Annotated in this window: 25 protein-coding genes and 1 other annotated feature; all 25 genes read right to left on the reverse strand. The window is 40.0% G+C overall.

Annotated elements, in window-relative coordinates:
• Positions 1-99 precede the first annotated feature (99 nt).
• On the reverse strand, positions 100-699 hold the full coding sequence (cysC, locus tag BKO01S_RS19960) for an adenylyl-sulfate kinase (protein WP_066058570.1): 600 nt from the start codon (positions 697-699) through the stop codon (positions 100-102).
• Between the two features lie 14 nt (positions 700-713).
• On the reverse strand, positions 714-1,862 hold the full coding sequence (gene sat, locus BKO01S_RS19965) for a sulfate adenylyltransferase (RefSeq protein WP_066058576.1): 1,149 nt from the start codon (positions 1,860-1,862) through the stop codon (positions 714-716).
• A 2-nt stretch (positions 1,863-1,864) separates the two neighbouring features.
• Positions 1,865-2,944, reverse strand: a complete 1,080-nt coding sequence (gene cysP, locus BKO01S_RS19970; RefSeq protein WP_269748559.1) for a sulfate permease — start codon at positions 2,942-2,944, stop codon at positions 1,865-1,867.
• A 13-nt stretch (positions 2,945-2,957) separates the two neighbouring features.
• A complete protein-coding gene (locus tag BKO01S_RS19975) occupies positions 2,958-3,677 on the reverse strand; it encodes a phosphoadenylyl-sulfate reductase (protein WP_066058577.1) in 720 nt (239 codons plus the stop codon).
• 232 nt (positions 3,678-3,909) lie between these two features.
• Positions 3,910-5,097, reverse strand: coding sequence for an elongation factor Tu (tuf, locus tag BKO01S_RS19980; RefSeq protein ID WP_066058580.1), 1,188 nt, complete (start codon positions 5,095-5,097; stop codon positions 3,910-3,912).
• A 131-nt stretch (positions 5,098-5,228) separates the two neighbouring features.
• A complete protein-coding gene (gene fusA / locus BKO01S_RS19985) occupies positions 5,229-7,307 on the reverse strand; it encodes an elongation factor G (RefSeq protein WP_066058583.1) in 2,079 nt (692 codons plus the stop codon).
• Between the two features lie 63 nt (positions 7,308-7,370).
• Entirely contained in the window at positions 7,371-7,841 is a 471-nt protein-coding gene (gene rpsG / locus BKO01S_RS19990) for a 30S ribosomal protein S7 (protein ID WP_066058586.1), read from the reverse strand.
• A gap of 56 nt (positions 7,842-7,897) precedes the next feature.
• On the reverse strand, positions 7,898-8,320 hold the full coding sequence (gene rpsL, locus BKO01S_RS19995; protein WP_066058589.1) for a 30S ribosomal protein S12: 423 nt from the start codon (positions 8,318-8,320) through the stop codon (positions 7,898-7,900).
• A gap of 106 nt (positions 8,321-8,426) precedes the next feature.
• The gene (locus BKO01S_RS20000; protein ID WP_066058592.1) at positions 8,427-8,675 is read right to left on the reverse strand and encodes a 50S ribosomal protein L7ae-like protein; all 249 of its coding nucleotides are present in this window, start codon (positions 8,673-8,675) and stop codon (positions 8,427-8,429) included.
• Positions 8,676-8,816: 141 nt separating this feature from the next.
• A complete protein-coding gene (gene rpoC, locus BKO01S_RS20005) occupies positions 8,817-12,413 on the reverse strand; it encodes a DNA-directed RNA polymerase subunit beta' (protein WP_066058594.1) in 3,597 nt (1,198 codons plus the stop codon).
• A 165-nt stretch (positions 12,414-12,578) separates the two neighbouring features.
• The gene (gene rpoB, locus BKO01S_RS20010; RefSeq protein ID WP_066058598.1) at positions 12,579-16,139 is read right to left on the reverse strand and encodes a DNA-directed RNA polymerase subunit beta; all 3,561 of its coding nucleotides are present in this window, start codon (positions 16,137-16,139) and stop codon (positions 12,579-12,581) included.
• A gap of 327 nt (positions 16,140-16,466) precedes the next feature.
• Complete coding sequence (locus BKO01S_RS20015) at positions 16,467-17,069, reverse strand: class I SAM-dependent methyltransferase (RefSeq protein WP_066058601.1); 603 nt, start codon at positions 17,067-17,069, stop codon at positions 16,467-16,469.
• Positions 17,070-17,181: 112 nt separating this feature from the next.
• A complete protein-coding gene (gene rplL, locus BKO01S_RS20020; protein WP_066058604.1) occupies positions 17,182-17,544 on the reverse strand; it encodes a 50S ribosomal protein L7/L12 in 363 nt (120 codons plus the stop codon).
• A gap of 61 nt (positions 17,545-17,605) precedes the next feature.
• Complete coding sequence (gene rplJ / locus BKO01S_RS20025; RefSeq protein WP_066058607.1) at positions 17,606-18,106, reverse strand: 50S ribosomal protein L10; 501 nt, start codon at positions 18,104-18,106, stop codon at positions 17,606-17,608.
• A gap of 32 nt (positions 18,107-18,138) precedes the next feature.
• Positions 18,139-18,285: a sequence feature (ribosomal protein L10 leader region), on the reverse strand.
• Between the two features lie 57 nt (positions 18,286-18,342).
• On the reverse strand, positions 18,343-19,041 hold the full coding sequence (gene rplA / locus BKO01S_RS20030; protein WP_066058610.1) for a 50S ribosomal protein L1: 699 nt from the start codon (positions 19,039-19,041) through the stop codon (positions 18,343-18,345).
• Between the two features lie 165 nt (positions 19,042-19,206).
• On the reverse strand, positions 19,207-19,632 hold the full coding sequence (gene rplK, locus BKO01S_RS20035) for a 50S ribosomal protein L11 (RefSeq protein ID WP_066058614.1): 426 nt from the start codon (positions 19,630-19,632) through the stop codon (positions 19,207-19,209).
• 173 nt (positions 19,633-19,805) lie between these two features.
• Positions 19,806-20,339, reverse strand: coding sequence for a transcription termination/antitermination protein NusG (gene nusG, locus BKO01S_RS20040; protein WP_066058618.1), 534 nt, complete (start codon positions 20,337-20,339; stop codon positions 19,806-19,808).
• Between the two features lie 168 nt (positions 20,340-20,507).
• The gene (gene secE, locus BKO01S_RS20045; protein ID WP_066058623.1) at positions 20,508-20,687 is read right to left on the reverse strand and encodes a preprotein translocase subunit SecE; all 180 of its coding nucleotides are present in this window, start codon (positions 20,685-20,687) and stop codon (positions 20,508-20,510) included.
• A 49-nt stretch (positions 20,688-20,736) separates the two neighbouring features.
• Complete coding sequence (rpmG, locus tag BKO01S_RS24060; RefSeq protein WP_084362158.1) at positions 20,737-20,880, reverse strand: 50S ribosomal protein L33; 144 nt, start codon at positions 20,878-20,880, stop codon at positions 20,737-20,739.
• Positions 20,881-20,974: 94 nt separating this feature from the next.
• Positions 20,975-21,637, reverse strand: coding sequence for an RNA polymerase sporulation sigma factor SigH (gene sigH, locus BKO01S_RS20050; RefSeq protein WP_157077428.1), 663 nt, complete (start codon positions 21,635-21,637; stop codon positions 20,975-20,977).
• Between the two features lie 71 nt (positions 21,638-21,708).
• On the reverse strand, positions 21,709-22,218 hold the full coding sequence (locus BKO01S_RS20055) for an NYN domain-containing protein (protein WP_066058631.1): 510 nt from the start codon (positions 22,216-22,218) through the stop codon (positions 21,709-21,711).
• A gap of 1 nt (position 22,219) precedes the next feature.
• Positions 22,220-22,963: a 23S rRNA (guanosine(2251)-2'-O)-methyltransferase RlmB gene (gene rlmB / locus BKO01S_RS20060; RefSeq protein WP_066058634.1), complete on the reverse strand. Its 744-nt coding sequence runs from the start codon at positions 22,961-22,963 to the stop codon at positions 22,220-22,222.
• A 17-nt stretch (positions 22,964-22,980) separates the two neighbouring features.
• On the reverse strand, positions 22,981-23,385 hold the full coding sequence (locus BKO01S_RS20065) for a Mini-ribonuclease 3 (RefSeq protein WP_066058637.1): 405 nt from the start codon (positions 23,383-23,385) through the stop codon (positions 22,981-22,983).
• 3 nt (positions 23,386-23,388) lie between these two features.
• Positions 23,389-24,786: a cysteine--tRNA ligase gene (cysS, locus tag BKO01S_RS20070; RefSeq protein ID WP_066058639.1), complete on the reverse strand. Its 1,398-nt coding sequence runs from the start codon at positions 24,784-24,786 to the stop codon at positions 23,389-23,391.
• Complete coding sequence (cysE, locus tag BKO01S_RS20075; RefSeq protein WP_066058642.1) at positions 24,767-25,435, reverse strand: serine O-acetyltransferase; 669 nt, start codon at positions 25,433-25,435, stop codon at positions 24,767-24,769. Before cysE ends, cysS begins: the two co-directional genes overlap by 20 nt.
• Positions 25,436-25,473: the final 38 nt, after the last annotated feature.

A 25,473-nucleotide genomic window follows, 5' to 3' on the forward strand; every position in this document is an offset into this window, starting at 1 on the left:
CTATATATTCTAGAAAATGCAACTTAAAAAGCTGACTCAATCGGTGTCTTCTCCAGATCCGATTGAATCAGCTTGTTCTTTTTCTTCTATATATAATTGTTATTCTTTTATATAACCCTTAGATTTCAAGTGTTTTAGAATCTGTTCAACACTTTCTTCTACAGTATACTTATTTGTCTCTACTACTATCTCTGGCTTTACAGGCTCTTCATAAGGAGAGTCAATTCCTGTGAAATCACGAATAATCCCTTTTCTCGCTTTTTCATACAATCCCTTTGGATCACGTTTTTCACACTCGTCGACTGGACACTTAATGTATACCTCGATAAATTCATCGGATTCTAATAATTCACGGACAAGTTCTCTATCTTTAATAAACGGAGAAATAAACGCAGTTATTACAATTTGTCCACTATCTACAAATAGCTTAGAAACTTCTCCAATTCTACGAATGTTCTCAGTACGGTCTTCTTCAGAGAAACCTAGGTCCTTATTCAGCCCATGTCGAATGTTATCTCCATCCAATACATACGGATTTAACCCTTGATCAAAAAGAGCCTTAGCAGCAGCATTTGCCACTGTAGACTTACCAGAGCCAGATAAGCCAGTGAACCATAGAACAAAGCTATGATGTCCAAATTGTTTTCTTCTACCCTCTTTATTTACTGAAGCTTCATGCCATGTAATATTTGTACTCATAGTCAACCTCCGCTTTACGCCTTCACACTGTGAGATTTTAAACCTTCAATTAATACTTCTACAACTTCCTTGCGGCTAAATTCACTTGGTGGTATTTCCCCATTATGGAGCATTTCTCTTACCTTTGTTCCAGAAAGAATGACGTGATCTTCTTTTGAATGTGGGCAAGTCTTTGTAGATGCCATGTTTCCACACTTCTTACAGTAGAAACTGTGTTCAAAGAATAATAGTGTAAGACCTAATTCCTCTTGTGTGAATTGTTCAAAAATCTTTTGTGCGTCGTAAGTTCCATAGTAGTTACCTACACCTGCGTGATCTCTTCCGACAATAAAGTGAGTACAACCGTAGTTTTTTCGAACCATTGCATGGAATATCGCTTCTCTAGGACCTGCATATCGCATGGCTGCAGGGAATACAGCAAGGTATACACGATCTTCTGGATAGTAGTTCTTTAATAACACTTGATAGCTCTTCATTCTAACATCTGCTGGAATATCATCAGATTTTGTTTCTCCCACTAATGGGTTTAAGAAAAGGCCATCAACAATTTCTAATGCTGACTTTTGAATATACTCATGTGCACGGTGAACTGGATTTCTCGTTTGAAATCCTACAACAGTCTTCCAGCCCTTTTCAGCAAAAATCTTTCTTGTTTCAACTGGGTCTAAATAGTATTCATCAAATCTTTCTCTTTCTAATCGCTTAACTACCTTAATTGGTCCACCAACATAAATATTCTTTCTTTCAAACAACTTGCGTACACCAGGGTGCGCCAATTCATCAGTTTGGTAAACAGCTTTTGCCTCAGCTTCCTTATCTGGAGTGTAGATATCTTGAATTGTGATAACCCCGTATACTTCACCTTCAAAAACAAGCTTTGCTTCTGAACCGATTGTTAAAGTACCTGCTGTTGCTTCATCTACCGGAAGAGTAATCGGAATACTCCATACATGACCATCAGCCAAGCGTAGATTATTTACAACTGATTCATAATCTTTTTTACTAAAGAAGCCTGTAATTGGGCTGTATGCACCATTACCAATCAACTCTAGATCGCTAATTGCTGTCTTATCTAGGTCAATCGAGCGCTCAATATCTTTATAATTGTATTCAGGCTCCCATAGATTAATAAGGTTTCCTCCGTGTGGCGTACTAAGTGTCATAGTTAAATACCTCCGCTATTTTCAAAATATGTTCTGTTCTCTTTCTTTATCGTATTAGCCAGGGATAATGTACCTAAAGTGGCAATACTCACACTAAATAACACAACTACAGTATATAAATCTGTATCAACAAAGATCTTTACAAGCCCATATGATAAGACAAGTGAAAGAATGGGAGATACGACCCACACTTTAATAATCTTGTTGATAATACTTTGTTGAAAGATCAACTTTCCTCTTTGAGCAAAACCAATTCCAATGATTGCAGTACTAGTTACTTGCGTTAACGGTACGGGTAAACCAAATACAGAAGCTAATATAACCAAGAAGGCACCTGTACTTGAGATAGCACCACCTTCAATTAAGGAAAAGCTAGTTATTTTTTTCCCGTTTGTTTGAAGCACTCTTCCCCCAAGGAAAATGGCTCCCAACGAAATAAATAATCCACCAACTATTACTCCAGTTGTAATAGTCACTACCCCTGCACCTACTAGTGGACCAGCAGCATTAGCCACATTGTTCATTCCTGCAGAAAATGCTTCGAAAAACCCTACAATAATAACAAAAATTGTGATCGGTTTATTATACTTCCCATTCTTTAATGAAGGGAATTTCTTTTCAAGTATTTTAATTCCTCTGCCACACAAGAGTGCTATAGTAAATGCAGCGATTGGTACAATAAACCAGAAAGCAACAATGACTAAAATGTTTTTTATAAACAGCGCCTTAAAAGCGACACCCACTCCCACAACAGACCCAACGGTAATCTCGCTCGTTGACAAAGGGATGCCCAATAGGTTGGCAATAAATAAGGAAAGTGCTGCGGAAGATAGAATGATCAAAACTACTTTTTCATCTAGTATGGATGAAGGCACAATATTTGAACCAATTGTTTTTACAACTTCACTACCACCGAGAACAGCACCTAAAAATATCGCCACACCACAAACTAGCAAGGCAACTTTCTGTTTAGGAAGTGCTCCCGAGCCATAAGCGATAGATATAGAGGCAGCAGCTCCACTTGCTCCAATGTTCATTGCTAGGAATAGAGCAACGATAACAGCCATATATGTTATGATCATGGGCGAGGCCCTCCTATTGGTGTAATCCGCATTCTGTTTTTCCGGTTCCTGTCCATCGACCAGATCTCATATCATCCGCGTTAAAAGCTGGAGAGGTACACGGTGCACACCCGATACTAGGATACCCGTTATCATGAAGAACATTATAGGGAAGATCATTCTTATGTGCGTATCTCCAAACATCCTTCCAAGACCAATGAATAAGAGGACATATTTTTATAGATTCAAATTTATTATCTTTATTAAAGTATTCCGTGTTCTTTCTTGTTTCTGATTGCTCTCTTCTTAGTCCACTTATCCATGCTGTTGCACCCGATAAGGCTTCTCTTAGCGGAATGATTTTTCTTATTTCACAGCATCGGTTGGGAGCTGTTTTCCAAAGTTCATCTCCATGTTGCTCTGCTTGCTCCTCTAACGTTAAAGACGGTTTTTTCAATTCGACTTGTAATTGAGGATAACGTTCCTTCACCTTATCGATTAATTCATACGTTTCTTTAAAATGAAGTCCTGTATCTAAGAAAACTACCTTTGCGTCAGGCTTAACCTTCGTAATTAGGTCAATCATGACCATGCCTTCAATCCCAAAACTACATGCGTATACAATTTCATTCTCATCATAATGTTCGTAGCTCCAACGTAAGGTTTCAAGGGCACCTTTTGTTTCATTATCTATATCAAAGCTAGGAAACGAATAATGATCATATTCAGAAAAGGTCAACTTTGTTTGAACCATGTAACTACCACTCCTAACATTTTTAGCTTATTTTTAATATATTTTTTAATTCCAACTTAACAGATAGGTTTAATTAAATTTATCAATTGAATGGTAAATTGTCAATTACTTTATTCGAAAAGATTTACTCCAATTGCCATATTATGTATAAAGCCCTAGTCCTGTTTTAAATTATTACTTTTAGACAGAAAAAAGCAGATGGAAAAATCCATCTGCTTTTGATATTACTTAATTATTCTTGGATTGACGCAACAACGCCAGCACCAACAGTACGTCCACCCTCACGGATAGAGAACTTAGTACCTTCTTCGATCGCAACTGGAGCGATAAGCTCAACAGTCATTTCGATGTTGTCGCCAGGCATAACCATTTCTACGCCTTCTGGAAGATTACAGATACCTGTAATGTCAGAAGTACGGAAATAGAATTGTGGACGGTAGTTAGTGAAGAATGGAGTATGACGTCCACCTTCTTCTTTAGAAAGAACATAAACTTCCGCTTTGAACTTTGTGTGTGGAGTGATTGATTTTGGCTTAGCCAAAACTTGTCCACGCTCGATTTCTTCACGAGATACACCACGAAGTAGTGCACCGATGTTGTCTCCAGCTTCAGCATAGTCAAGAAGCTTACGGAACATTTCTACACCTGTTACAGTAGTAGACTTAGGCTCTTCAGTGAAACCAACGATTTCAATAACGTCCCCAACTTTAACTACTCCACGCTCAACACGTCCAGTAGCAACAGTTCCACGACCAGTGATTGAGAATACATCCTCAACTGGCATCATGAATGGCTTTTCAGTGTCACGAGCTGGTGTTGGAACGTACTCATCAACTGCAGCCATAAGCTCGTTGATTTTCTCTTCCCATTCAGCTTCACCTTCTAAAGCTTTAAGAGCAGAACCTTTAATTACAGGAATGTCATCTCCAGGGAACTCATACTCAGAAAGTAGGTCACGGATTTCCATTTCTACTAATTCAAGAAGCTCTTCGTCGTCTACCATATCACACTTGTTCATGAATACTACAAGGTGAGGTACACCTACCTGACGAGATAGAAGAATGTGCTCACGAGTTTGTGGCATTGGGCCGTCAGTTGCAGATACAACTAGGATTCCGCCGTCCATTTGTGCAGCACCAGTGATCATGTTCTTAACGTAGTCAGCGTGACCTGGGCAGTCAACGTGTGCGTAGTGACGGCTAGCAGTTTCGTACTCAACGTGCGCAGTAGAGATTGTGATTCCACGCTCTCTTTCTTCTGGAGCACCATCGATTTGATCATATGCACGAGCTTCTGCTCCCCCAACCTTTGCAAGTACAGAAGTGATTGCAGCTGTTAAAGTAGTTTTACCATGGTCAACGTGACCAATTGTACCGATGTTAACGTGTGGCTTTGAACGGTCAAATTTAGCTTTTCCCATTTGAAAAATCCTCCTTTAATATATAGAAATATTCTAAGTATAATTATGGACTCGAGGTGTTAGACTTGCCAACACCTACCAAAGCCCAAGCTTACATAAGTAGTTATACTTTAAAAAAGTGCGAAAATCAATTATTCGCCTTTATTTTTTTTGATAATCTCTTCAGAGATTGACTTTGGAACCTCTTCGTAATGGTCAAAATGCATTGAGAATACTCCGCGCCCTTGTGTACTTGAACGAAGGCTTGTAGCATAACCAAACATTTCAGAAAGTGGAACCATTGCACGAACAACTTGAGCGTTTCCGCGTGCTTCCATACCTTCTACACGACCACGACGAGACGTAATGTTACCCATGATATCTCCTAAGTATTCTTCAGGAATGATAACTTCGACTCTCATGATAGGCTCAAGGATAACTGGGTTACACTTAGAAGCAGCAGCTTTAAGTGCCATAGACGCAGCAATCTTAAACGCCATTTCAGATGAGTCAACATCATGGTAAGATCCATCAAACAATCTAGCTTTAATATCTACAACAGGGAATCCAGCAACCATACCTCTGTCAAGTGAGTCTTCAAGACCTGCTTGTACAGCTGGGATGTATTCACGAGGAACAACACCACCAACGATTCCGTTTACGAATTCAAATCCTTTTCCTTCTTCGTTTGGAGAGAATTCAATCCAAACGTGTCCGAATTGTCCACGTCCACCAGATTGGCGAGCAAACTTTCCTTCTACATTAGCAGAAGAACGGATTGTTTCACGGTAAGCAACCTGAGGAGCACCAACATTAGCTTCAACTTTGAATTCACGACGCATACGGTCTACTAGAATATCTAAGTGAAGCTCACCCATACCAGCGATGATAACTTGTCCAGTTTCCTGGTCAGTATGCGCGCGGAATGTAGGATCCTCTTCTTGAAGCTTTTGAAGAGCAGTTGTCATCTTATCTTGGTCAGCTTTAGACTTAGGCTCGATAGATAATTGAATAACTGGCTCTGGGAATTCCATTGACTCTAGGATTACAAGGTTCTTTTCATCACATAGTGTATCACCAGTTGTAGTGTCTTTTAGACCTACAGCAGCAGCGATATCACCTGCGTAAACCATTGAAATCTCTTCACGGCTGTTAGCATGCATTTGTAGGATACGACCTACACGCTCACGCTTGCCTTTAGTAGAGTTTTGAACGTAAGAACCCGAGTTTAATGTACCAGAGTACACACGGAAGAATGTTAATTTACCAACATAAGGGTCAGTCATAACTTTGAACGCTAGAGCTGAGAATGGCTCTTCATCACTTGAATGACGTTCAACTACCTCATCACTATCAGGAAGTGTACCTTTGATTGCAGGTACATCTAATGGAGATGGAAGGTAAGCTATTACTGCGTCAAGCATCTTCTGAACACCTTTGTTTTTGAAGGCTGAACCACAGATTACTGGGTAGAATTCAACGTTAACAGTACCTTTACGAATCGCTGCTTTTAGCTCATCAGTAGTGATTTCTTCACCACCAAGGTATTTTTCCATTAAGTCTTCATCAAACTCAGATACCGCTTCAATTAACTTTTCACGGTATTCTTCTGCTTCTGCACGGTACTCTTCAGGGATTTCACGAACTTCAATGTCAGTTCCAAGATCGTTACCGTAGAATGTTGCGTTCATTTCAACTAGGTCAATGATAGCTGAGAATTGATCTTCAGCTCCAATTGGTAATTGAATTGCAGCGGCATTCGCTTGTAAGCGATCATGAATTGTCTTGATTGAGTACTTGAAATCAGCACCAATTTTGTCCATCTTGTTTACAAATACAACACGTGGTACACCGTAAGTTGTTGCTTGGCGCCAAACTGTTTCAGTTTGAGGCTCAACACCAGACTGTGCATCAAGTACAGCAACTGCACCATCAAGTACACGAAGGGAACGTTCAACTTCTACTGTGAAGTCTACGTGTCCTGGTGTATCAATAATGTTAACTCGGTGGCCTTTCCATTGAGCAGTTGTAGCAGCGGAAGTAATTGTAATTCCGCGCTCCTGTTCCTGCTCCATCCAGTCCATTTGAGATGCGCCTTCATGTGTTTCACCAATCTTATGAATACGACCAGTGTAATAAAGTACACGCTCAGTTGTTGTTGTTTTACCAGCATCAATGTGAGCCATGATACCGATATTTCTTGTATTTGCTAAGGAGAACTCTCTTGCCATTGGTATTTCTCCTTTCTCGTATGAGTGATTTAGTTTATTTTGAGATAAAAGTAAAAGTGAATTCTACCAACGATAGTGAGCAAATGCTTTGTTTGCTTCAGCCATTTTGTGAGTGTCTTCACGCTTCTTAACTGATGCACCAGTGTTGTTAGCTGCATCTAAGATTTCGTTAGCTAAACGCTCTTCCATCGTCTTTTCTCCACGAAGGCGAGAGTAGTTTACTAACCAACGAAGACCTAGAGTTGTACGGCGATCTGGACGCACCTCTACTGGTACTTGATAGTTTGAACCACCTACACGGCGAGCTTTTACTTCAAGAACTGGCATGATGTTTTTAAGAGCTGCATCGAATACTTCGATTGGCTCTTTTCCACTGCGCTCACGAATAATTTCGAATGCAGAGTAAAGAATTGCTTGTGACTTTCCTCTTTTACCGTCGATCATCATTTTGTTGATCAAACGAGTGATTAGCTTAGAGTTATATAATGGATCTGGTAATACGTCTCTTTTTGCTACAGGACCTTTACGAGGCATGTTTGTTCCTCCTTTCACAGAAGTGTGATTTTAGTTTTTTTGTAGTGTAGTAATAATTATTTCTTAGCTGCTTTTGGTCTCTTAGTTCCGTATTTAGAACGACCTTGCATACGGTTGTTTACACCAGCTGTATCTAGTGCACCACGAACGATATGGTAACGTACCCCTGGTAAGTCCTTTACACGTCCACCGCGAATAAGTACTACGCTGTGCTCTTGTAAGTTGTGACCAATTCCAGGAATATATGCTGTTACTTCGATTCCGTTAGTTAAGCGTACACGAGCATATTTACGTAATGCTGAGTTCGGCTTCTTCGGAGTCATTGTACCAACACGCGTACATACCCCACGCTTTTGAGGTGAAGATACGTTCGTTTGTGATTTCTTGAAGCTGTTATAACCTTTGTTTAGTGCAGGTGATTTAGACTTTTCCTCTTTCGAAGAACGTGGCTTACGCACTAATTGATTAATTGTAGGCATTTCTTTTTCCTCCCTTCATCTACTATTTCAAAGCCCACACATCCAGGTGGTTCATTTTGAAACAAAAAACAAAGTCTTTATAGATATCTTTCTATAAAAACAGTTTTTAAAAAGTTATTGCTACAGTAGAAGCTCCCACTTCAATTCCACATGCTTTACCAAGCTTTTTCATAGAATCTACATATGTGATCGGAACACCAACTTCTTGTGCAGTGCTAATTACTTTTGCTGTCACACGAGGCTCAGCATCTTTAGCTATTAACACTTCAGAAATGGATCCGCTTTTTATTGCTTTTACTGTTTGCTTAGTCCCTACGATAAATCTCTTTGCCTGGATTACTTTTTCATAAGACATGATTACATCCTCCAAAGTAACAGGTTTATAGGAGCACCTTTGCTATATTAACACCTATGAAACTCGCTGTCAACACCTAATCAATTTTTTTAAAGCTTTTCATTTAATGTGCGGCACTCAAAGAAGAGTGCCGCATCAATATTATTCTACAATTAATGCTTCTTCTTGTTCATTATTGGCTACTGGTTCAGCTTTACGATATCGTTGCATACCAGTTCCAGCAGGAACAAGTTTCCCAATAATTACGTTTTCCTTCAGACCAAGCAACTCATCGCGCTTACCTTTAATTGCTGCGTCAGTAAGTACTCTTGTTGTTTCTTGGAACGAAGCAGCAGATAAGAAGGAATCTGTTTCAAGTGAAGCCTTTGTAATACCAAGCAAGACAGGACGTCCTGTTGCAGGCATCTTACCAGATAGCAACGCTTTTTCGTTTGCATCTCTGAACTGATGAACATCAAGAAGTGATCCAGGCAATACTTCTGTTTCACCCGCGTCAATGACACGAACTTTACGAAGCATTTGTCTTACCATTACCTCAACGTGCTTATCACCAATTTCTACCCCTTGCATACGGTATACTTTTTGAACTTCACGAAGCAAGTACTCTTGAACAGCTGTTACGTCTCTCACCTTAATTAATTCCTTAGGATCGATAGAACCTTCTGTCAATTCTTCCCCACGTGCAACCTTATCGTTTACACCCACTTTTAGACGTGCTGTGTACGGAGCTGTGTAGGTTCTTGACTCTACTTCACCCTGAACGATAATTTCATGCTGACGGTCACGGCCTTCATTAATACCCACAACAACACCTTCGATTTCAGAGATGACCGCTTGACCTTTCGGGTTACGCGCTTCGAAAATCTCTTGAATACGAGGTAGACCTTGTGTGATATCATCTCCGGCAACCCCACCTGTATGGAATGTACGCATCGTTAACTGTGTTCCTGGTTCACCGATTGATTGAGCAGCGATGATACCAACCGCTTCGCCCACTTCAACCTCTTGGCCAGTTGCTAAGTTACGACCATAACATTTCTTACATACACCGTGGCGAGAATTACATGTAAACGCAGAGCGAATCCATACATCTTCAACACCAGCAGAAACAACTTCAGTTGCTAGGTCTTCTGTAATTAATTCATTTTCACGAACCATTACTTCTTTAGTTTCAGGGTTTCGAATAGCTTTTCTTGCATAACGTCCAATTAAACGTTCTTCAAGAGACTCGATGATTTCTGTACCGTCTCGAAGTGCAGCAATATGCAATCCACGATCTGTACCACAGTCATCATCACGTACAATAACATCCTGTGCTACGTCAACTAGACGACGAGTTAAGTAACCTGAGTCAGCTGTTTTAAGTGCTGTATCGGCAAGACCTTTACGCGCACCATGAGTAGAGATAAAGTACTCTAATACCGTTAAGCCTTCACGGAAACTTGATTTGATTGGTAATTCAATGATACGACCAGCCGGGTTGGCCATTAGTCCACGCATACCAGCAAGCTGCGTAAAGTTAGATGCGTTACCACGGGCACCGGAGTCACTCATCATGAAAATCGGGTTCGTTTTATCTAAGGACTTCATTAGCTTCGCTTGGATAACATCCTTCGCAGCACTCCAGATGGAGATAACACGATCATAGCGCTCGTCTTCTGTGATTAAACCACGTCTAAACTGCTTTTGAACGTTATCAACCTTTGTTTGTGCTTCAGCAATGATTTCTTGTTTTTCACCTAATACAACGATGTCTGCCACACCAACTGTAATACCAGCTTTTGTGGAGTGTTTAAATCCTAGGTCCTTCATTCGGTCAAGCATCTTTGAAGTTTCAGTAATCTTAAACTTCTTAAATACTTCCGCAATGATATTTCCTAAAATCTTCTTCTTGAATGGATCAACAACTTCCATGTCACTGATTGCTTGCTTTACATCCGTCCCTGGCTCTACAAAAAATCTTGCAGGTGTTTCTACTTCAAGATTTGATTTTGTAGGCTCGTTGATGTAAGGGAATGAGCTAGGCAAGATTTCATTAAAGATCAATTTTCCAACAGTCGTTAATAAAAGCTTTCTATTTTGCTCTTCAGTGAATGTTTCGTTATTCAATGAACCGGCATGAACTGCCACACGTGTATGCAAATGTACATAACCATTTTGATAAGCTAGAATCGCTTCACTTGTATCCTTAAACACCATTCCTTCTCCGACTGAACCTGCACGTTCAAGTGTTAGGTAGTAGTTACCTAATACCATATCCTGTGAAGGAGTAACAACCGGCTTTCCATCCTTAGGGTTAAGAATGTTTTGAGCAGCAAGCATTAATAATCTTGCTTCTGCTTGAGCCTCAGAAGAAAGCGGAACGTGAACGGCCATTTGGTCACCGTCAAAGTCAGCATTATATGCCGTACATACTAGCGGGTGAAGACGGATAGCACGACCTTCAACTAATGTTGGTTCGAATGCTTGAATACCAAGTCTATGAAGAGTCGGTGCACGGTTAAGTAGAACTGGATGCTCTCTAATAACCTCTTCAAGTACATCCCAAACTTCCGGCTGAACTCGTTCAATTTTACGCTTAGCAGATTTGATGTTATGCGCTAGGCCTTTTTCAACCAATTCCTTCATAACGAATGGCTTAAATAGCTCTAGTGCCATTTCTTTTGGCAATCCACATTGGTACATCTTTAAGTTAGGTCCTACAACGATAACCGAACGACCAGAATAGTCAACACGCTTACCTAGTAGGTTTTGACGGAAACGACCTTGCTTCCCTTTCAGCATATGTGAAAGTGATTTTAAAGGACGGTTACCTGGTCCTGTTACCGGACGACCACGACGACCATTATCAATAAGAGCATCTACTGCTTCTTGAAGCATACGCTTCTCGTTTTGTACGATAATGCTTGGTGCTCCTAAATCTAATAGACGTTTCAGACGGTTGTTACGGTTGATTACACGACGGTATAGATCGTTTAAGTCTGAAGTAGCAAAACGACCTCCATCTAACTGAACCATTGGACGTAGTTCTGGAGGAATAACAGGTAGAACATCAAGAATCATCCAAGATGGTTCATTACCTGAGTTACGGAAAGCTTCAAGGACTTCAAGGCGCTTAATCGCTCTAGTACGTCGTTGCCCTTGTGCCGTTCTTAGCTCTTCTTTAAGCGTTTCTACATCTTTGTTTAAATCGATGTCAGAAAGAAGCTTTTTAATGGATTCAGCACCCATTGATGCTTGGAACTTATTACCGTATTTGTCACGGTATGCACGATATTCCTTTTCAGATAGAAGTTGCTTCTTTTCTAATGCTGTATCACCAGCATCTGTTACTACATAAGAAGCAAAATAGATAACCTCTTCTAGTGCACGAGGAGACATATCTAACACAAGACCCATACGACTTGGGATCCCTTTGAAGTACCATATATGAGATACTGGCGCAGCTAATTCAATATGGCCCATACGTTCACGGCGTACTTTTGCACGGGTTACTTCTACTCCACATCGGTCGCAGACTACACCCTTATATCTTACACGCTTATACTTACCGCAGTGACATTCCCAGTCCTTTGTCGGCCCGAAAATACGCTCACAGAATAAACCATCTTTTTCTGGTTTTAATGTACGGTAGTTAATTGTTTCTGGCTTCTTTACTTCTCCAAAAGACCATGAACGAATCTTATCTGGTGAAGCAAGACCAATCTTCATAAACTCAAAATTATTGACATCTAGCAAGGGGCCTACCTCCCTTTTGATCTACGGGTTTTACCCTTATATGAAAGGCTTAGAACCATTTATAGGTCTAATTCCAACAATATGTTAGGGAATGATTCCTTGAAAAATCAGCCAATCTCCTGACTTGTTATAAGCCGAGGAGATGGCATTATATATGTGAATAAATTACTCTTTTGTACCAACTTTTTCTGATTCAGATTCTTCAAAATCTGGCATAATCGTCAATGCATCAGCTTGTTGTACTTCTTCATCATCCTCTAAGTCACGCATTTCAATCTCTTGCTCATCGCCAGAAAGGATTTTTACATCCATTCCTAAACTTTGAAGCTCCTTCATTAATACGCGGAATGATTCTGGTACACCTGGCTCTGGTACATTTTCACCCTTCACGATTGCTTCATACGTTTTCACACGTCCCACTACATCATCCGACTTAACCGTCAGGATTTCTTGTAGCGTATAAGCAGCACCGTAAGCTTCCAATGCCCAAACCTCCATCTCACCAAAACGCTGTCCACCAAATTGTGCTTTACCACCAAGTGGTTGTTGCGTTACAAGTGAGTAAGGACCAGTTGAACGAGCATGTAGCTTATCGTCAACCATGTGAGCAAGTTTGATCATGTACATTACTCCAACAGAGACACGATTATCGAACGGTTCACCAGAACGACCATCGTAAAGAACTGTTTTCGCGTCACGAGCCATTCCTGCTTCCTCAATCGTTGACCAAACATCTTCTTCACGCGCTCCATCAAATACCGGAGAAGCAACATGAATACCTAGAGCTCTTGCAGCCATACCTAGGTGAAGCTCAAGTACCTGACCGATGTTCATACGTGAAGGTACACCTAGTGGGTTTAACATGATGTCAACTGGAGTTCCATCTGGTAAGAAAGGCATATCCTCTTCCGGTAATATACGTGAGATAACCCCTTTATTTCCGTGTCGTCCAGCCATCTTATCCCCTTCAGAAATCTTACGCTTCTGAACAATATAAGCACGTACAAGCTGGTTAACACCTGGAGGTAATTCGTCTCCATCTTCACGATTAAAGACTTTTACATCTAGGACGATACCGCCACCACCGTGAGGTACACGCAGAGATGTATCTCTTACTTCACGTGCTTTTTCGCCAAAGATCGCATGTAATAAACGTTCCTCAGCTGTTAGTTCTGTTACACCCTTAGGCGTTACTTTCCCAACTAATAAATCTCCGTCCTTCACTTCTGCTCCGACACGTACGATTCCGCGCTCATCGAGATTTCTAAGAGCATCTTCCCCTACGTTTGGAATATCACGAGTGATTTCCTCAGGTCCAAGCTTTGTATCACGAGACTCAGACTCATATTCTTCAATGTGAATAGAAGTATACACATCATCTTTTACAAGTCTTTCGCTCATGATAATAGCATCTTCATAGTTATAACCATCCCAAGTCATGAAGGCAACTAGAACGTTACGACCAAGAGCAAGTTCTCCAAGCTCCATTGATGGTCCGTCTGCTAGGATTTCTCCTTTTGTTACACGGTTACCTACAGCCACGATTGGTCTTTGATTATAACAAGTACCTTGGTTTGAACGAATGAATTTTTGCATTCTATATTTATCTAGATCGCCCTTTACTTCTTGGCCATCTACTTCAGTAACTTTTCTTACCCACACTTGACGTGCTTCAACATGCTCAACAATTCCATCATGTTTACAGATTACTGCTGCCCCAGAGTCTTTACCGGAAACGTATTCCATTCCAGTCCCTACACGTGGTGCTTCTGGCTGCATCAATGGTACAGCCTGACGTTGCATGTTCGCTCCCATTAGAGCACGGTTAGAGTCATCATTTTCAAGGAACGGAATACATGCTGTCGCAGCAGAAACTACTTGTTTAGGAGAAACGTCCATATAGTCTACACGCTCACGATTAACAACCGTGTTTTCCCCTCGGAAACGAGCAATAATGTCGTTATCTACGAATGAACCATCATCACTTAGTCTCACATTCGCCTGTGCAACTACGTAGTTATCTTCTTCATCTGCTGTTAAGTAATCGATATGGCTTGTTACTTTCCCTGTTTCAGGGTCAACACGACGATATGGCGTTTCGATAAAACCAAATCGGTTAACTTTTGCAAAGGAAGATAGAGAGTTGATTAGTCCAATGTTCGGTCCTTCAGGCGTCTCAATCGGACACATACGACCATAGTGAGAGTAGTGAACGTCACGCACTTCAAATCCAGCACGTTCACGTGTTAAACCACCGGGTCCTAATGCAGATAAACGGCGCTTATGAGTAAGCTCAGCTAATGGATTCGTTTGATCCATGAACTGCGATAACTGAGAACTACCAAAGAACTCTTTAATCGACGCAATAACAGGGCGAATATTAATCAATTGCTGTGGTGTAATCGTATTTGTATCTTGAATAGACATTCTTTCACGAACGACTCTTTCCATTCTTGATAACCCAATACGGAATTGATTTTGAAGTAATTCTCCAACTGAACGTAGACGACGATTTCCTAAGTGGTCAATGTCATCTGTATCTCCTACCGAATGAAGAAGATTAAAGAAGTAGCTAATGGAAGCAATGATATCAGAAGGGTCAATATTCTTAACTGCTTCAGGTACATATGCATTTCCAATAACATTGATCGCTTTCTCGCCATCTTCATTTGGAGCAAAAATCTTAATAGATTGTAAAAGAATATCTTCTTGAACTACTCCTCCAACTGGAGTAAACGTCTTAAAGCCAATATTCTTTTCTAATTGTGGAAGAATACGATCTAACGTACGACGGTCTAAAAGCACACCTTTTTCAGCAATAATTTCTCCTGTTTCAGGATCAACTAGAGTTTCTGCAAGGCGTTGGCCGAATAGACGATTCTTTATATGCAACTTCTTGTTTATTTTGTAACGACCAACATTCGCTAAATCATAGCGTTTAGGGTCGAAAAATCTAGAAACAAGTAAACTCTTTGCATTTTCTACTGTTGGTGGTTCACCCGGACGTAGACGCTCATAAATTTCTAATAGAGCTTTCTCCGTACCTTCTGTATTATCTTTTTCAAGAGTATTACGAATGTACTCATTGTCTCCAATTAGCTCAATGATTTCCTGATCTGAACCAAAACCTAATGCACGCAAAAGAACCGTAACGGGTAATTTCCTCGTACGATCTATTCTAACGTACACAACGTCTTTCGCATCTGTTTCGTATTCTAACCAAGCACCACGGTTCGGGATTACCGTTGCTGTATATCCTCGTTTACCGTTTTTATCAAGTTTTCCACTATAATAAACACTTGGTGAACGCACAAGCTGAGATACGATAACGCGCTCGGCACCATTAATAACGAATGTACCTGTTTCCGTCATTAGCGGGAAGTCACCCATAAATACATCCTGGTCTTTTACTTCCCCAGTTTCTTTATTAACAAGACGCACTTTTACACGAAGTGGAGCAGAGTATGTAACATCTCGTTCCTTAGATTCTTCAACAGAATACTTTGGTTCGCTTAAACTATAATCAATAAATTCTAATGACAAATTACCCGTGAAATCTTCAATCGGTGAAATATCCTGGAACATTTCACGCAATCCTTCATCAAGGAACCATTGATAGGAAGCTGTTTGAATTTCAATTAAGTTAGGTAATTCTAATACTTCACTGATTCGCGCATAACTTCTTCGTTGGCGGTGTCGTCCATACTGAACTAGTTGACCTGACAACAGATTCACCCCTCAAATCAAGCTTTTAGTGATTGCTTCTATTAATTTCTTATAAAAACAAATAGGAAGATATGATGCTTTCATCCAGACAGGAGGATTTTCCTACTTGACCGCTCGATTCAGGCAACAACGCTTACACATATCTATTTTCATAAGACAAAAAGAAAAAGGGTTTTTTCTTAAAAACCACATTCTCCAATTTACATACTATTATTTTATTAGCATCGCCTTGTACTGCCAAATTTATACAACTAGAGTTGAATTTAGCAATTTTACACAATATATCATGTTGGCATTTTATAATATTAACATAGCCAAAATGTCAAGTCAAATCTTTTTGGCTTTCAAAATAAAATACCCTTTTTTCTTTCCAACGGTTTCAACCGATCCAAATAACTCATTTAATTTTTCAACCGCTGAAGGTGCCCCCTGCTTTTTTTGGATAACCACCCACAGCTCTCCATTAGGAGCAAGATGTTCAAAGCTTTGTTCAAAAATATCGTGAACGACTTGCTTACCTGCACGAATAGGGGGATTGGTTAAAATCGCCGCAAACCCATCGCGTGTGACTTGAGTTAACCGATCACTCTCATAAATCGATACATTTGACACTTTATTTAGAGCTGCATTATCCTTTGCTAATTCAATTGCTCGCTCATTAACATCTACCATATGTATCTCTCTGGCTGCTTGTTCCTTTGCTAGAGATATCCCAATCGGACCATAACCACAACCAACATCGAGAATAGGGCCTTCATGATTTGGAAATTCAAACGCCTCAATTAGTAACCTCGAACCAAAATCAACTTCACTTTTAGAAAATACACCATTATCCGTAATAAAAGATAGATTATTATTTCTAAGAGTAAAGCTCCACGTCTTTCGATTACTCTCAACCCTCTGCTCCCGGGAAAAATAATGCTCTGCCATTCATACCACTTCCATGATTTTTAGTAGGGAAAACCAATACGAAAAAATTATAATCGAACCTTTTTTAAAAAGCAAAAGGCTCGCTTATGCAGCGAGCCTTTTCATATCTTTATTACTTAACTTCAACGTTTGCTCCAACTTCTTCAAGCTTAGCTTTGATTTCTTCAGCTTCTTCTTTAGAAGCGCCTTCTTTAACAGCTTTAGGAGTGTTGTCAACAAGTTCTTTTGCTTCTTTAAGTCCAAGACCTGTGATTTCACGTACAACTTTGATAACTTTGATTTTTTGGTCGCCTGCAGAAGCAAGTACAACGTCAAATTCAGTTTTCTCAGCAGCAGCTTCTCCAGCAGCAGCTCCAACTACAGCTACAGGAGCAGCAGCAGTTACACCAAATTCTTCTTCGATAGCTTTTACTAAGTCGTTAAGTTCTAAAACAGTCATGCTTTTAACTGCTTCAATGATTTGTTCTTTAGTCATGATAAAAGTTCCTCCTTAAAATTGTGTTTTAATAGTTTATTACACGAACGATATTTCTAACTTACGCGCCTTGTTCTTCTTTTTGATCTGCAACAGCTTTTGCAGCAAGAGCAAGGTTGCGGATTGGAGCTTGAAGTACGCTGAGTAGCATAGATAGTAAGCCTTCGCGTGATGGTAGTTCAGCAAGAGCCTTAATATCTTCTAAAGATGCAACGTTCCCTTCAATTACACCTGCTTTAATTTCAAGAGCTTCGTGCTTTTTAGCGAAGTCATTTAAAATTTTAGCTGGGGCAACAACATCTTCGTTACTGAATGCGATAGCGTTAGGACCTGTAAGAGCGTCGTTAAGGCCAGCAAGTTCAGAAGCTTCAGCAGCACGACGAGTTAAAGAGTTTTTATAAACCTTGAACTCGATACCAGCTTCACGAAGTTGTTTACGAAGTTCTGTTACTTCAGCAACATTTAAACCACGATAGTCAACAACTACAGTTGTTTTAGCAGCTTTTAACTTATCAGCGATTTCGTCTACGATTACTTTTTTAGTTTCGATAGCGTTGCTCATCCTTACACCTCCTGTAGATTTGCTACATTTATACCGGAAAATATAAACCTCCATGCCTTACAGACATGGAGGAAGTATACAATAGTCGTTTACACGAACTGTCAATCTATCGTATGACCTCGGTAGGAAATTAAGCTTTTTACAGCACCTACTGTCTGCGGTACAAATGTTATTCTATTTTCACAACAAAATCTATTCTAGTAGAATTCCATTCTGTTGTCAATTATATTTTTAAATTACTTTGCACTTACTGATGAAGGGTCTACTTTCACACCAGGTCCCATAGTTGAAGTAACAGTTACGTTCTTCATATATGTTCCTTTAGCAGCAGAAGGCTTCACTTTAAGCATTGTTTCAAAAATCGTTGTGAAGTTTTCAACAAGCTTTTCGTTTTCGAAAGAAGTTTTCCCGATTGGCACGTGGATGTTTCCAGCTTTATCAACGCGGTATTCAACTTTACCAGCTTTGATTTCATTAACAGCTTTTGTTACATCAAATGTAACTGTACCAGTCTTAGGGTTTGGCATTAAACCTTTAGGTCCTAATACACGTCCAAGCTTACCAACTTCACCCATCATGTCAGGTGTAGCAACGATTACGTCAAACTCAAACCAACCTTGGTTGATCTTGTTGATGTAGTCTGCATCTCCTACATAATCAGCGCCAGCAGCTTCTGCTTCTTTCGCCTTTTCACCTTTAGCAAATACAAGTACACGTTGTGTTTTACCAGTTCCGTTTGGAAGTACAACAGCTCCACGGATTTGTTGGTCAGCTTTCTTTGGATCTACTCCAAGACGGAAAGCAACTTCTACTGATGCATCAAACTTTGCAAAGTTTGTCTTTTTAGCAAGTTCAATAGCTTCAGCTACTGGGTATGCTTTTGTACGGTCAACAAGCTTTGAAGCTTCTAAAAACTTCTTACCTTTTTTAGCCATTTTTATTTCCTCCTAGATTGTGGTTTTAGCGGAAAAGTTCTTAACTAACCTCCCACGAATAAAAGCGATGTACAAAAGTGCACAATCGCTAGACATAAGAAAGGTTGCGCGTGAAACCAAATTCAACACCGCAACCCCTTAACTAAAGAAACATTCGAGCATGAATTAGTCTTCGATGACAATACCCATGCTGCGTGCAGTACCTTCAACCATACGCATAGCTGCTTCAACGCTAGCCGCATTTAGATCAGGCATTTTTGTTTCAGCAATCTCGCGCACTTTGTCACGCTTGACTGTTGCTACTTTATTACGGTTCGGTACACCAGAACCAGACTCAATACCAGCCGCCTTCTTAAGAAGAACTGCAGCAGGAGGAGTTTTTGTAATAAATGTAAATGAACGGTCTTCAAAAACCGTAATCTCAACAGGAATGATTAAGCCAGCTTGTTCAGCTGTACGAGCGTTGAACTCTTTACAGAATCCCATGATGTTAACACCGGCTTGACCTAGTGCAGGACCAACTGGTGGCGCTGGATTAGCTTTAGCAGCAGGAATTTGTAACTTAACAATCTTAATTACTTTTTTAGCCACGAGACACACCTCCTTAAGTCCGTGATGTGGTAATAGGGGATTTTCCCCTCCCACTCATATAATAGTCTTTATAAGAATAAAGAACTGTTTCCTTTTGTCCGGTCTCAAAGTTTGAGACATACTGACCTTTGAAATATTAACACTTTTCCAAACCTATTTCAAGTTTTTTCGGGTTATATTTTTTCAATCTGTGTAAATTCTAGTTCTACCGGGGTATCTCGACCGAACATATTTACTAGAACCTTAACTTTTGCCTTATCTTTATCGATCTCTTCAATTGAACCAGTAAAGTTCGCAAACGGACCTTCTTTCACTTGTACCATTTCACCCAGTTCAAAGTTTACATCGATACGTGTTTGCTCAAGCCCCATACGCTTAAGGATGAACTCCACTTCATCTGGCATAAGCGGAGTTGGTTTTGATCCAGATCCAGCTGAGCCTACGAACCCTGTTACACCAGGAGTATTACGTACCACATACCAAGAGTCATCAGTCATTACAATTTCAACTAATACGTATCCTGGGAATACTTTCCTTTTAACTACTTTCTTTTTACCATTCTTAATATCTGTTTCTTCTTCTTCAGGCACTACCACGCGGAAGATCTTGTCTTGCATTGCCATAGACTCTACACGTTTTTCAAGGTTTGCTTTCACCTTGTTCTCATAGCCCGAGTAAGTATGAACTACATACCAATTCTTTTCCATTGTCGAGGACGAATTGTCCTTCCCTCCCTATATGTGAAAATATCCATTATTAAACTAGAAAGCATTGTTAGCTTTTATTTTTTTTACAAATGAAAAAACCCGTTTACCGGGCTTTGCTAAAAGTTTCCTATGTTTGTTACCATTATACCATTATGTTACGGGTGTTATTCAAGGAATTAAACGAATTAATTCTGAAATCCCCAAATCTATTACTGCAAAGAAAAGAGCAAAAAATATAACTGTAGCTAATACCGTAACTGTGTAGTTTGTCAATTCCTTACGCTTTGGCCAACTAACCTTGCGCATTTCACGACTGACATCTTTAAAAAAATTGACTACGCGCTGCATGTGTATACCCCCAACTTCCTTGTCTTACTCTATCTATAGGTGGATCCTACTACTTTGTTTGACGGTGAATGATATGAGCACTGCATGTCCTACAAAACTTCTTCAGCTCTAACCGTTCCGACTCTTTGTTGCTCATCGTTGAATAGTTTCTCGAACCGCAAGTTACACAGGCCAAAACTACCTTTTTTGTCAAAAATGCCACCTCAAAACTAACTATTTTGTCCCTAAAACTGTATCATGGACCCTTGTCAATGTCAACAGAGCTCTACTCCTATATACCTTTAATACTACAGAGTGAGCTCCCTTACCTCAAGATATTTCTCTAGTTTCCTTTTTACACGTTGGAGCGCATTATCAATGGATTTCACATGACGGTTGAGCTCCTCTGATATTTCTTGATAGGACTGACCATCTAGATAGAGAGCAAGTACCTTCCGCTCCAAATCACTTAGAAGCTCAGACATTTTCACCTCAATATGATCAAACTCCTCTTGATTGATAATGAGTTCCTCAGGGTCTAACACTTTAGCTCCAGAAATAACATCCATTAGCGTTCGATCGGATTCTTCATCATAGATCGGCTTATCCAACGACACATAAGAATTTAGCGGAATATGCTTTTGTCTCGTTGCCGTTTTAATTGCTGTAATGATTTGCCTGGTAATACATAATTCTGCAAACGCTTTAAAAGAGGTGAGCTTGTCCTCCCGGAAATCGCGGATAGCTTTATAAAGTCCGATCATCCCTTCCTGAACAATATCCTCTTTATCAGCACCGATTAAGAAATAGGATCTAGCTTTGGCTCTAACGAAATTTCGATACTTATGAATCAAGTAATCTAATGCTTCACTATCACCTTTGTGTACTAAATCAACTATTTCCTCATCCTCTAGCTGCGTTAAATGTAAATAATTTTCGTTGGCTTTTGTTGTCTTGTAGTCAGCATTCACTTCGGATCCCCCCGACCGCACAAGCATAGATAGAAATATTATACAGTAGCCTTTTTTAAAGCGTCAACCGCTCATTGCTTCCCTCTTCGCCATTTTTCAAAAATTTCTGCCACTTCATTACTTAATGGGATTTTTGAAGCAGGGCTATTTTCCTGAATTTTCTGCACCTTCTTTTCTATCTTCTTTTCAATTGAGTCTAACTCAATTAACAGCTCTCGTGCTGATTTCCTTAGTGCGCCTTGTCCAAATATCGCCCACTGCTCCGTAAAGTCAGAAGTTGCTACATGAATTTGAGTTTTTCTATTATTTAAAGCAATCGCAAGCTTTTCAATCCGTTCATCTGCTGTTTCATTATTTCTTGTGAAAATTACTTCTACTTTATAATTTTTATATTTTTTCTCTGTTCCTTTTACAAAATGTGCATCGAATACGACAATAACACGATAGCCAGAGTAAGCTTGGTACTCAGCCATTCTCTCAATTAAACGATCTCGAGCTGCTGCTAAATCCTTGTTTTTCAGCTCACGAAGCTCTGGCCAAGCTCCAATGATATTGTATCCATCCACTAACAGAATGTCCATTTTACCCCTCTAGTGGATGTCGTTTTCGATACACCTCATACATTAAAAGGGCCGCCGCGACAGAAGCATTCAAAGATGTGACATGCCCTTTCATTGGCAGGCTAACCAAAAAGTCACATTTATCACGGATGAGTCTTCCCATCCCTTTCCCTTCACTTCCGATAACAAGTCCTAAAGGCATGGTACCATCTAATGAACGGAAATCCTGTTTTCCCTTCGCATCTGTACCTGCAATCCATAAGCCTCGTTCCTTTAGCTCATCAATTGTTTGGGCCATATTCGTCACTCGGACAACAGGAACGTATTCAATCGCACCTGTTGATGCCTTTGCTACGGTTGCAGTTAGGCCCACCGCACGCCGCTTAGGAATAATAATTCCATGTGCACCGGATGAATCTGCTGTTCTCATGATTGACCCAAGATTATGCGGATCCTCAATTTCATCCAGGAGAAGAAAGAATGGTGTCTCTCCTTTTAATTCTGCAGCCTTAAATAAGTCATCAAGCTCCGCGTATTGATAGGCAGCTACTGCGGCTACCACACCTTGGTGATTCCCTTCTACCATCTGATCAATTTTCTTTTTAGGAACAAATTGTACGATGACATTTTGTGCTTTTGCTAGTCCTATAACCTGTTGCATTTGACCCGATTGGGAACCTTCAGCGATAAATATTTTATTTACGTCACGTTCTGACTTGAGTGCTTCGATAACTGGATTTTTTCCAATGATAAAATCTTCGCTCATCGTAAGAGCTCCTCCTTTCATTCTTCAACTTGAGAGAAGGCGACTTCAATAAGCTCATTCAGTCGCTCCTCTCTGTTCATCAAATATAGATACCCGATTAATGCTTCAAATGCTGTACCGTAACGGTACGTCTGAACATCTGTGTTCTTTGGTACCGTTCCTGATTTCGCATTCCTTCCTCTCCTAACAACAGCCTCTTCTTCCTCACTTAAAAGTTTCAGTTCTAGAAAGTGAAGAATAAATCGACATTGAGCTTTTGCTGATACATACTTGGTCGACTGCTTATGAAGATAATTCGGTCGCACCTTCCCAGATTCAAGTAGATACCTTCGAACATACACCTCAAAGATAGAATCACCTATATAGGCTAAGGCAAGGCTATTCAGTTGTTTTGCGTCTATTGTGTTTTCAAAACGAAGCATATTCTAGCCTCTTTTCCATCTTGTGCCTTGAGGCGTGTCTTCTAAAATAATATTCATCTCTTTTAACTGATCACGAATTTGATCAGACAACTGGAAATTCCGATCTTTTCTAGCCTGGATACGCTGTTCAATTAATGCTTCAATTTCCTCGTCAAGCAGTTGATCTGCTTCAAGCGTTAGCCCTAAAATCCCAAATAATACTTCAAACTCACTCATAAATGCATCAATTACAGTGATAGATGTATTTTTTTCAATCAAGTACGTATTCGCAAGCTTTGATAAGTCAAATAATTTAGTGATTCCGTTTGCTGTATTAAAATCATCATCCATATCCCGGACAAACTCATCGTGAAGGGTCGACACCTTGGTGAGCCATTCTTGATTATTGTCAGTTAAGTTCGTACTAGCCTCGCGACGATGTTTAAGGTTTTGGTAAGAGGTTTTTAATCGATCCAGTCCTGCCTTCGTATTTTCTAACAGCTCATCCGTATAGTTGATTGGATTTCGATAATGCACAGCTAACATGAAGAACCTTAGAACCTGTGGGTCATGCTTTTTAATAATATCGTGTACGAGAACAAAGTTACCTAGCGATTTTGACATTTTTTCATTATCGATATTAATGTACCCATTATGCATCCAGTACCTAGCAAATGCTTTGTCTGTCAATGCTTCTGATTGAGCAATCTCATTCTCATGATGCGGGAAAGCCAAATCCTGTCCCCCTGCATGAATGTCAATGGTATCGCCTAAATACTTCTTCGCCATGGCCGAGCACTCAATATGCCAGCCTGGTCTTCCTTTCCCCCATGGGCTTTCCCAGAAGATTTCACCCGGCTTTGCTGCCTTCCAAAGTACAAAGTCTAAAGAATCCTGCTTTTTCTCACCGATAGCAATTCTCGTACCAAGTCGTAGCTCATCAATTGACTGGTGAGAAAGTTTTCCATACTCCTCGAATTTACGTGTGTGGTAATATACATCGCCCTCAGACTCATACGCATATCCTTTTTCAATCAGAGTAGCGATAAAATCTAAAATAATATCCATACTCTCTGTTACTCGAGGGTGAACGTCCGCTTTTTTGCAACCGAGTGCTGTTACATCTTCAAAGTATGCCTTAATAAATCGGTCAGCAATGGTGGGAACATCTTCTCCCAACTCATTTGCTACACGAATCAGCTTATCATCCACATCTGTAAAATTGGAGATATATTGAACGTCGTATCCTCTATATTCTAAGTATCTCCTTACTGTATCAAATACAATTGGTGGTCTAGCATTACCTATATGAATATAATTATAGACTGTAGGTCCACAAACATACATCTTTACTTTTCCCTCTTCAAGGGGAATAAATGGCTCCTTTGACCGAGTGAGTGTATTATATATTTGAATGCTCATGCTCGTAACTCCTTTCCTTCTCAACCTGTTCTAGTTGTTTTCTTAATATATGAATTTCAGCCTCTAATACTTTGAAACGATCGCCAGTTGGATCTGGTAAATCACAGTGATTTAAATCTTTCTCTACTTTCTTTCCATCCCTTATGACGACTTTTCCAGGAATTCCGACAACGGTAGAGTTTGGCGGCACATCCTTCAGTACAACAGAACCTGCCCCAATCTTCGAGTTCTCACCAACTGTAATAGAACCTAATACCTTTGCACCTGTTGCAATCAAAGCATTGTCTTTAATCGTTGGGTGTCGCTTTCCTTTCTCTTTTCCAGTTCCCCCTAGTGTAACTCCCTGAAACACAGTAACATTGTCTCCAATTTCACATGTTTCACCGATGACGACCCCCATGCCATGATCGATAAAAAATCGCCGTCCGATAGTAGCACCCGGATGAATTTCAATCCCTGTAAAGAAGCGGCTTACCTGTGAAATCACTCTAGCCAGAAAATAAAACTTTCTCTTGAATAAAGCATGTGCCATTCGATGAGCCCAGATGGAATGCAAACCTGAATATGTTAAGATAACTTCTAAATACGTCCTTGCCGCTGGATCTTGTTCAAAAACTACTTCAACATCTTCTTTTAGCATTTTAAACATTATCGTTCCCCCTAAACGTAAATGCTATTTTTTATTAA

Origin of the sequence: Robertmurraya korlensis NBRC 107688 (assembly GCF_001591645.1) — a bacterium.
Classification (GTDB): domain Bacteria; phylum Bacillota; class Bacilli; order Bacillales; family Cytobacillaceae; genus Robertmurraya_A.

Coding starts and splice junctions, on each gene's coding strand:
- BKO01S_RS20065 (WP_066058637.1), bottom strand. CDS start 23,385: ATGCTTCGTTTTGAAAACACAATAGACGCAAAACAACTGAATAGCCTT.
- sat (WP_066058576.1), bottom strand. CDS start 1,862: ATGACACTTAGTACGCCACACGGAGGAAACCTTATTAATCTATGGGAG.
- BKO01S_RS20055 (WP_066058631.1), bottom strand. CDS start 22,218: ATGGACATTCTGTTAGTGGATGGATACAATATCATTGGAGCTTGGCCA.
- BKO01S_RS20000 (WP_066058592.1), bottom strand. CDS start 8,675: ATGTCTTATGAAAAAGTAATCCAGGCAAAGAGATTTATCGTAGGGACT.
- rplA (WP_066058610.1), bottom strand. CDS start 19,041: ATGGCTAAAAAAGGTAAGAAGTTTTTAGAAGCTTCAAAGCTTGTTGAC.
- rplL (WP_066058604.1), bottom strand. CDS start 17,544: ATGACTAAAGAACAAATCATTGAAGCAGTTAAAAGCATGACTGTTTTA.
- rpsL (WP_066058589.1), bottom strand. CDS start 8,320: ATGCCTACAATTAATCAATTAGTGCGTAAGCCACGTTCTTCGAAAGAG.
- cysE (WP_066058642.1), bottom strand. CDS start 25,435: ATGTTTAAAATGCTAAAAGAAGATGTTGAAGTAGTTTTTGAACAAGAT.
- BKO01S_RS19975 (WP_066058577.1), bottom strand. CDS start 3,677: ATGGTTCAAACAAAGTTGACCTTTTCTGAATATGATCATTATTCGTTT.
- rlmB (WP_066058634.1), bottom strand. CDS start 22,963: ATGAGCGAAGATTTTATCATTGGAAAAAATCCAGTTATCGAAGCACTC.
- fusA (WP_066058583.1), bottom strand. CDS start 7,307: ATGGCAAGAGAGTTCTCCTTAGCAAATACAAGAAATATCGGTATCATG.
- cysS (WP_066058639.1), bottom strand. CDS start 24,786: ATGAGCATTCAAATATATAATACACTCACTCGGTCAAAGGAGCCATTT.
- cysP (WP_269748559.1), bottom strand. CDS start 2,944: ATGATCATAACATATATGGCTGTTATCGTTGCTCTATTCCTAGCAATG.
- secE (WP_066058623.1), bottom strand. CDS start 20,687: ATGCAGCGCGTAGTCAATTTTTTTAAAGATGTCAGTCGTGAAATGCGC.
- nusG (WP_066058618.1), bottom strand. CDS start 20,339: ATGGAAAAGAATTGGTATGTAGTTCATACTTACTCGGGCTATGAGAAC.
- tuf (WP_066058580.1), bottom strand. CDS start 5,097: ATGGGAAAAGCTAAATTTGACCGTTCAAAGCCACACGTTAACATCGGT.
- cysC (WP_066058570.1), bottom strand. CDS start 699: ATGAGTACAAATATTACATGGCATGAAGCTTCAGTAAATAAAGAGGGT.
- rplJ (WP_066058607.1), bottom strand. CDS start 18,106: ATGAGCAACGCTATCGAAACTAAAAAAGTAATCGTAGACGAAATCGCT.
- rpsG (WP_066058586.1), bottom strand. CDS start 7,841: ATGCCTCGTAAAGGTCCTGTAGCAAAAAGAGACGTATTACCAGATCCA.
- BKO01S_RS20015 (WP_066058601.1), bottom strand. CDS start 17,069: ATGGCAGAGCATTATTTTTCCCGGGAGCAGAGGGTTGAGAGTAATCGA.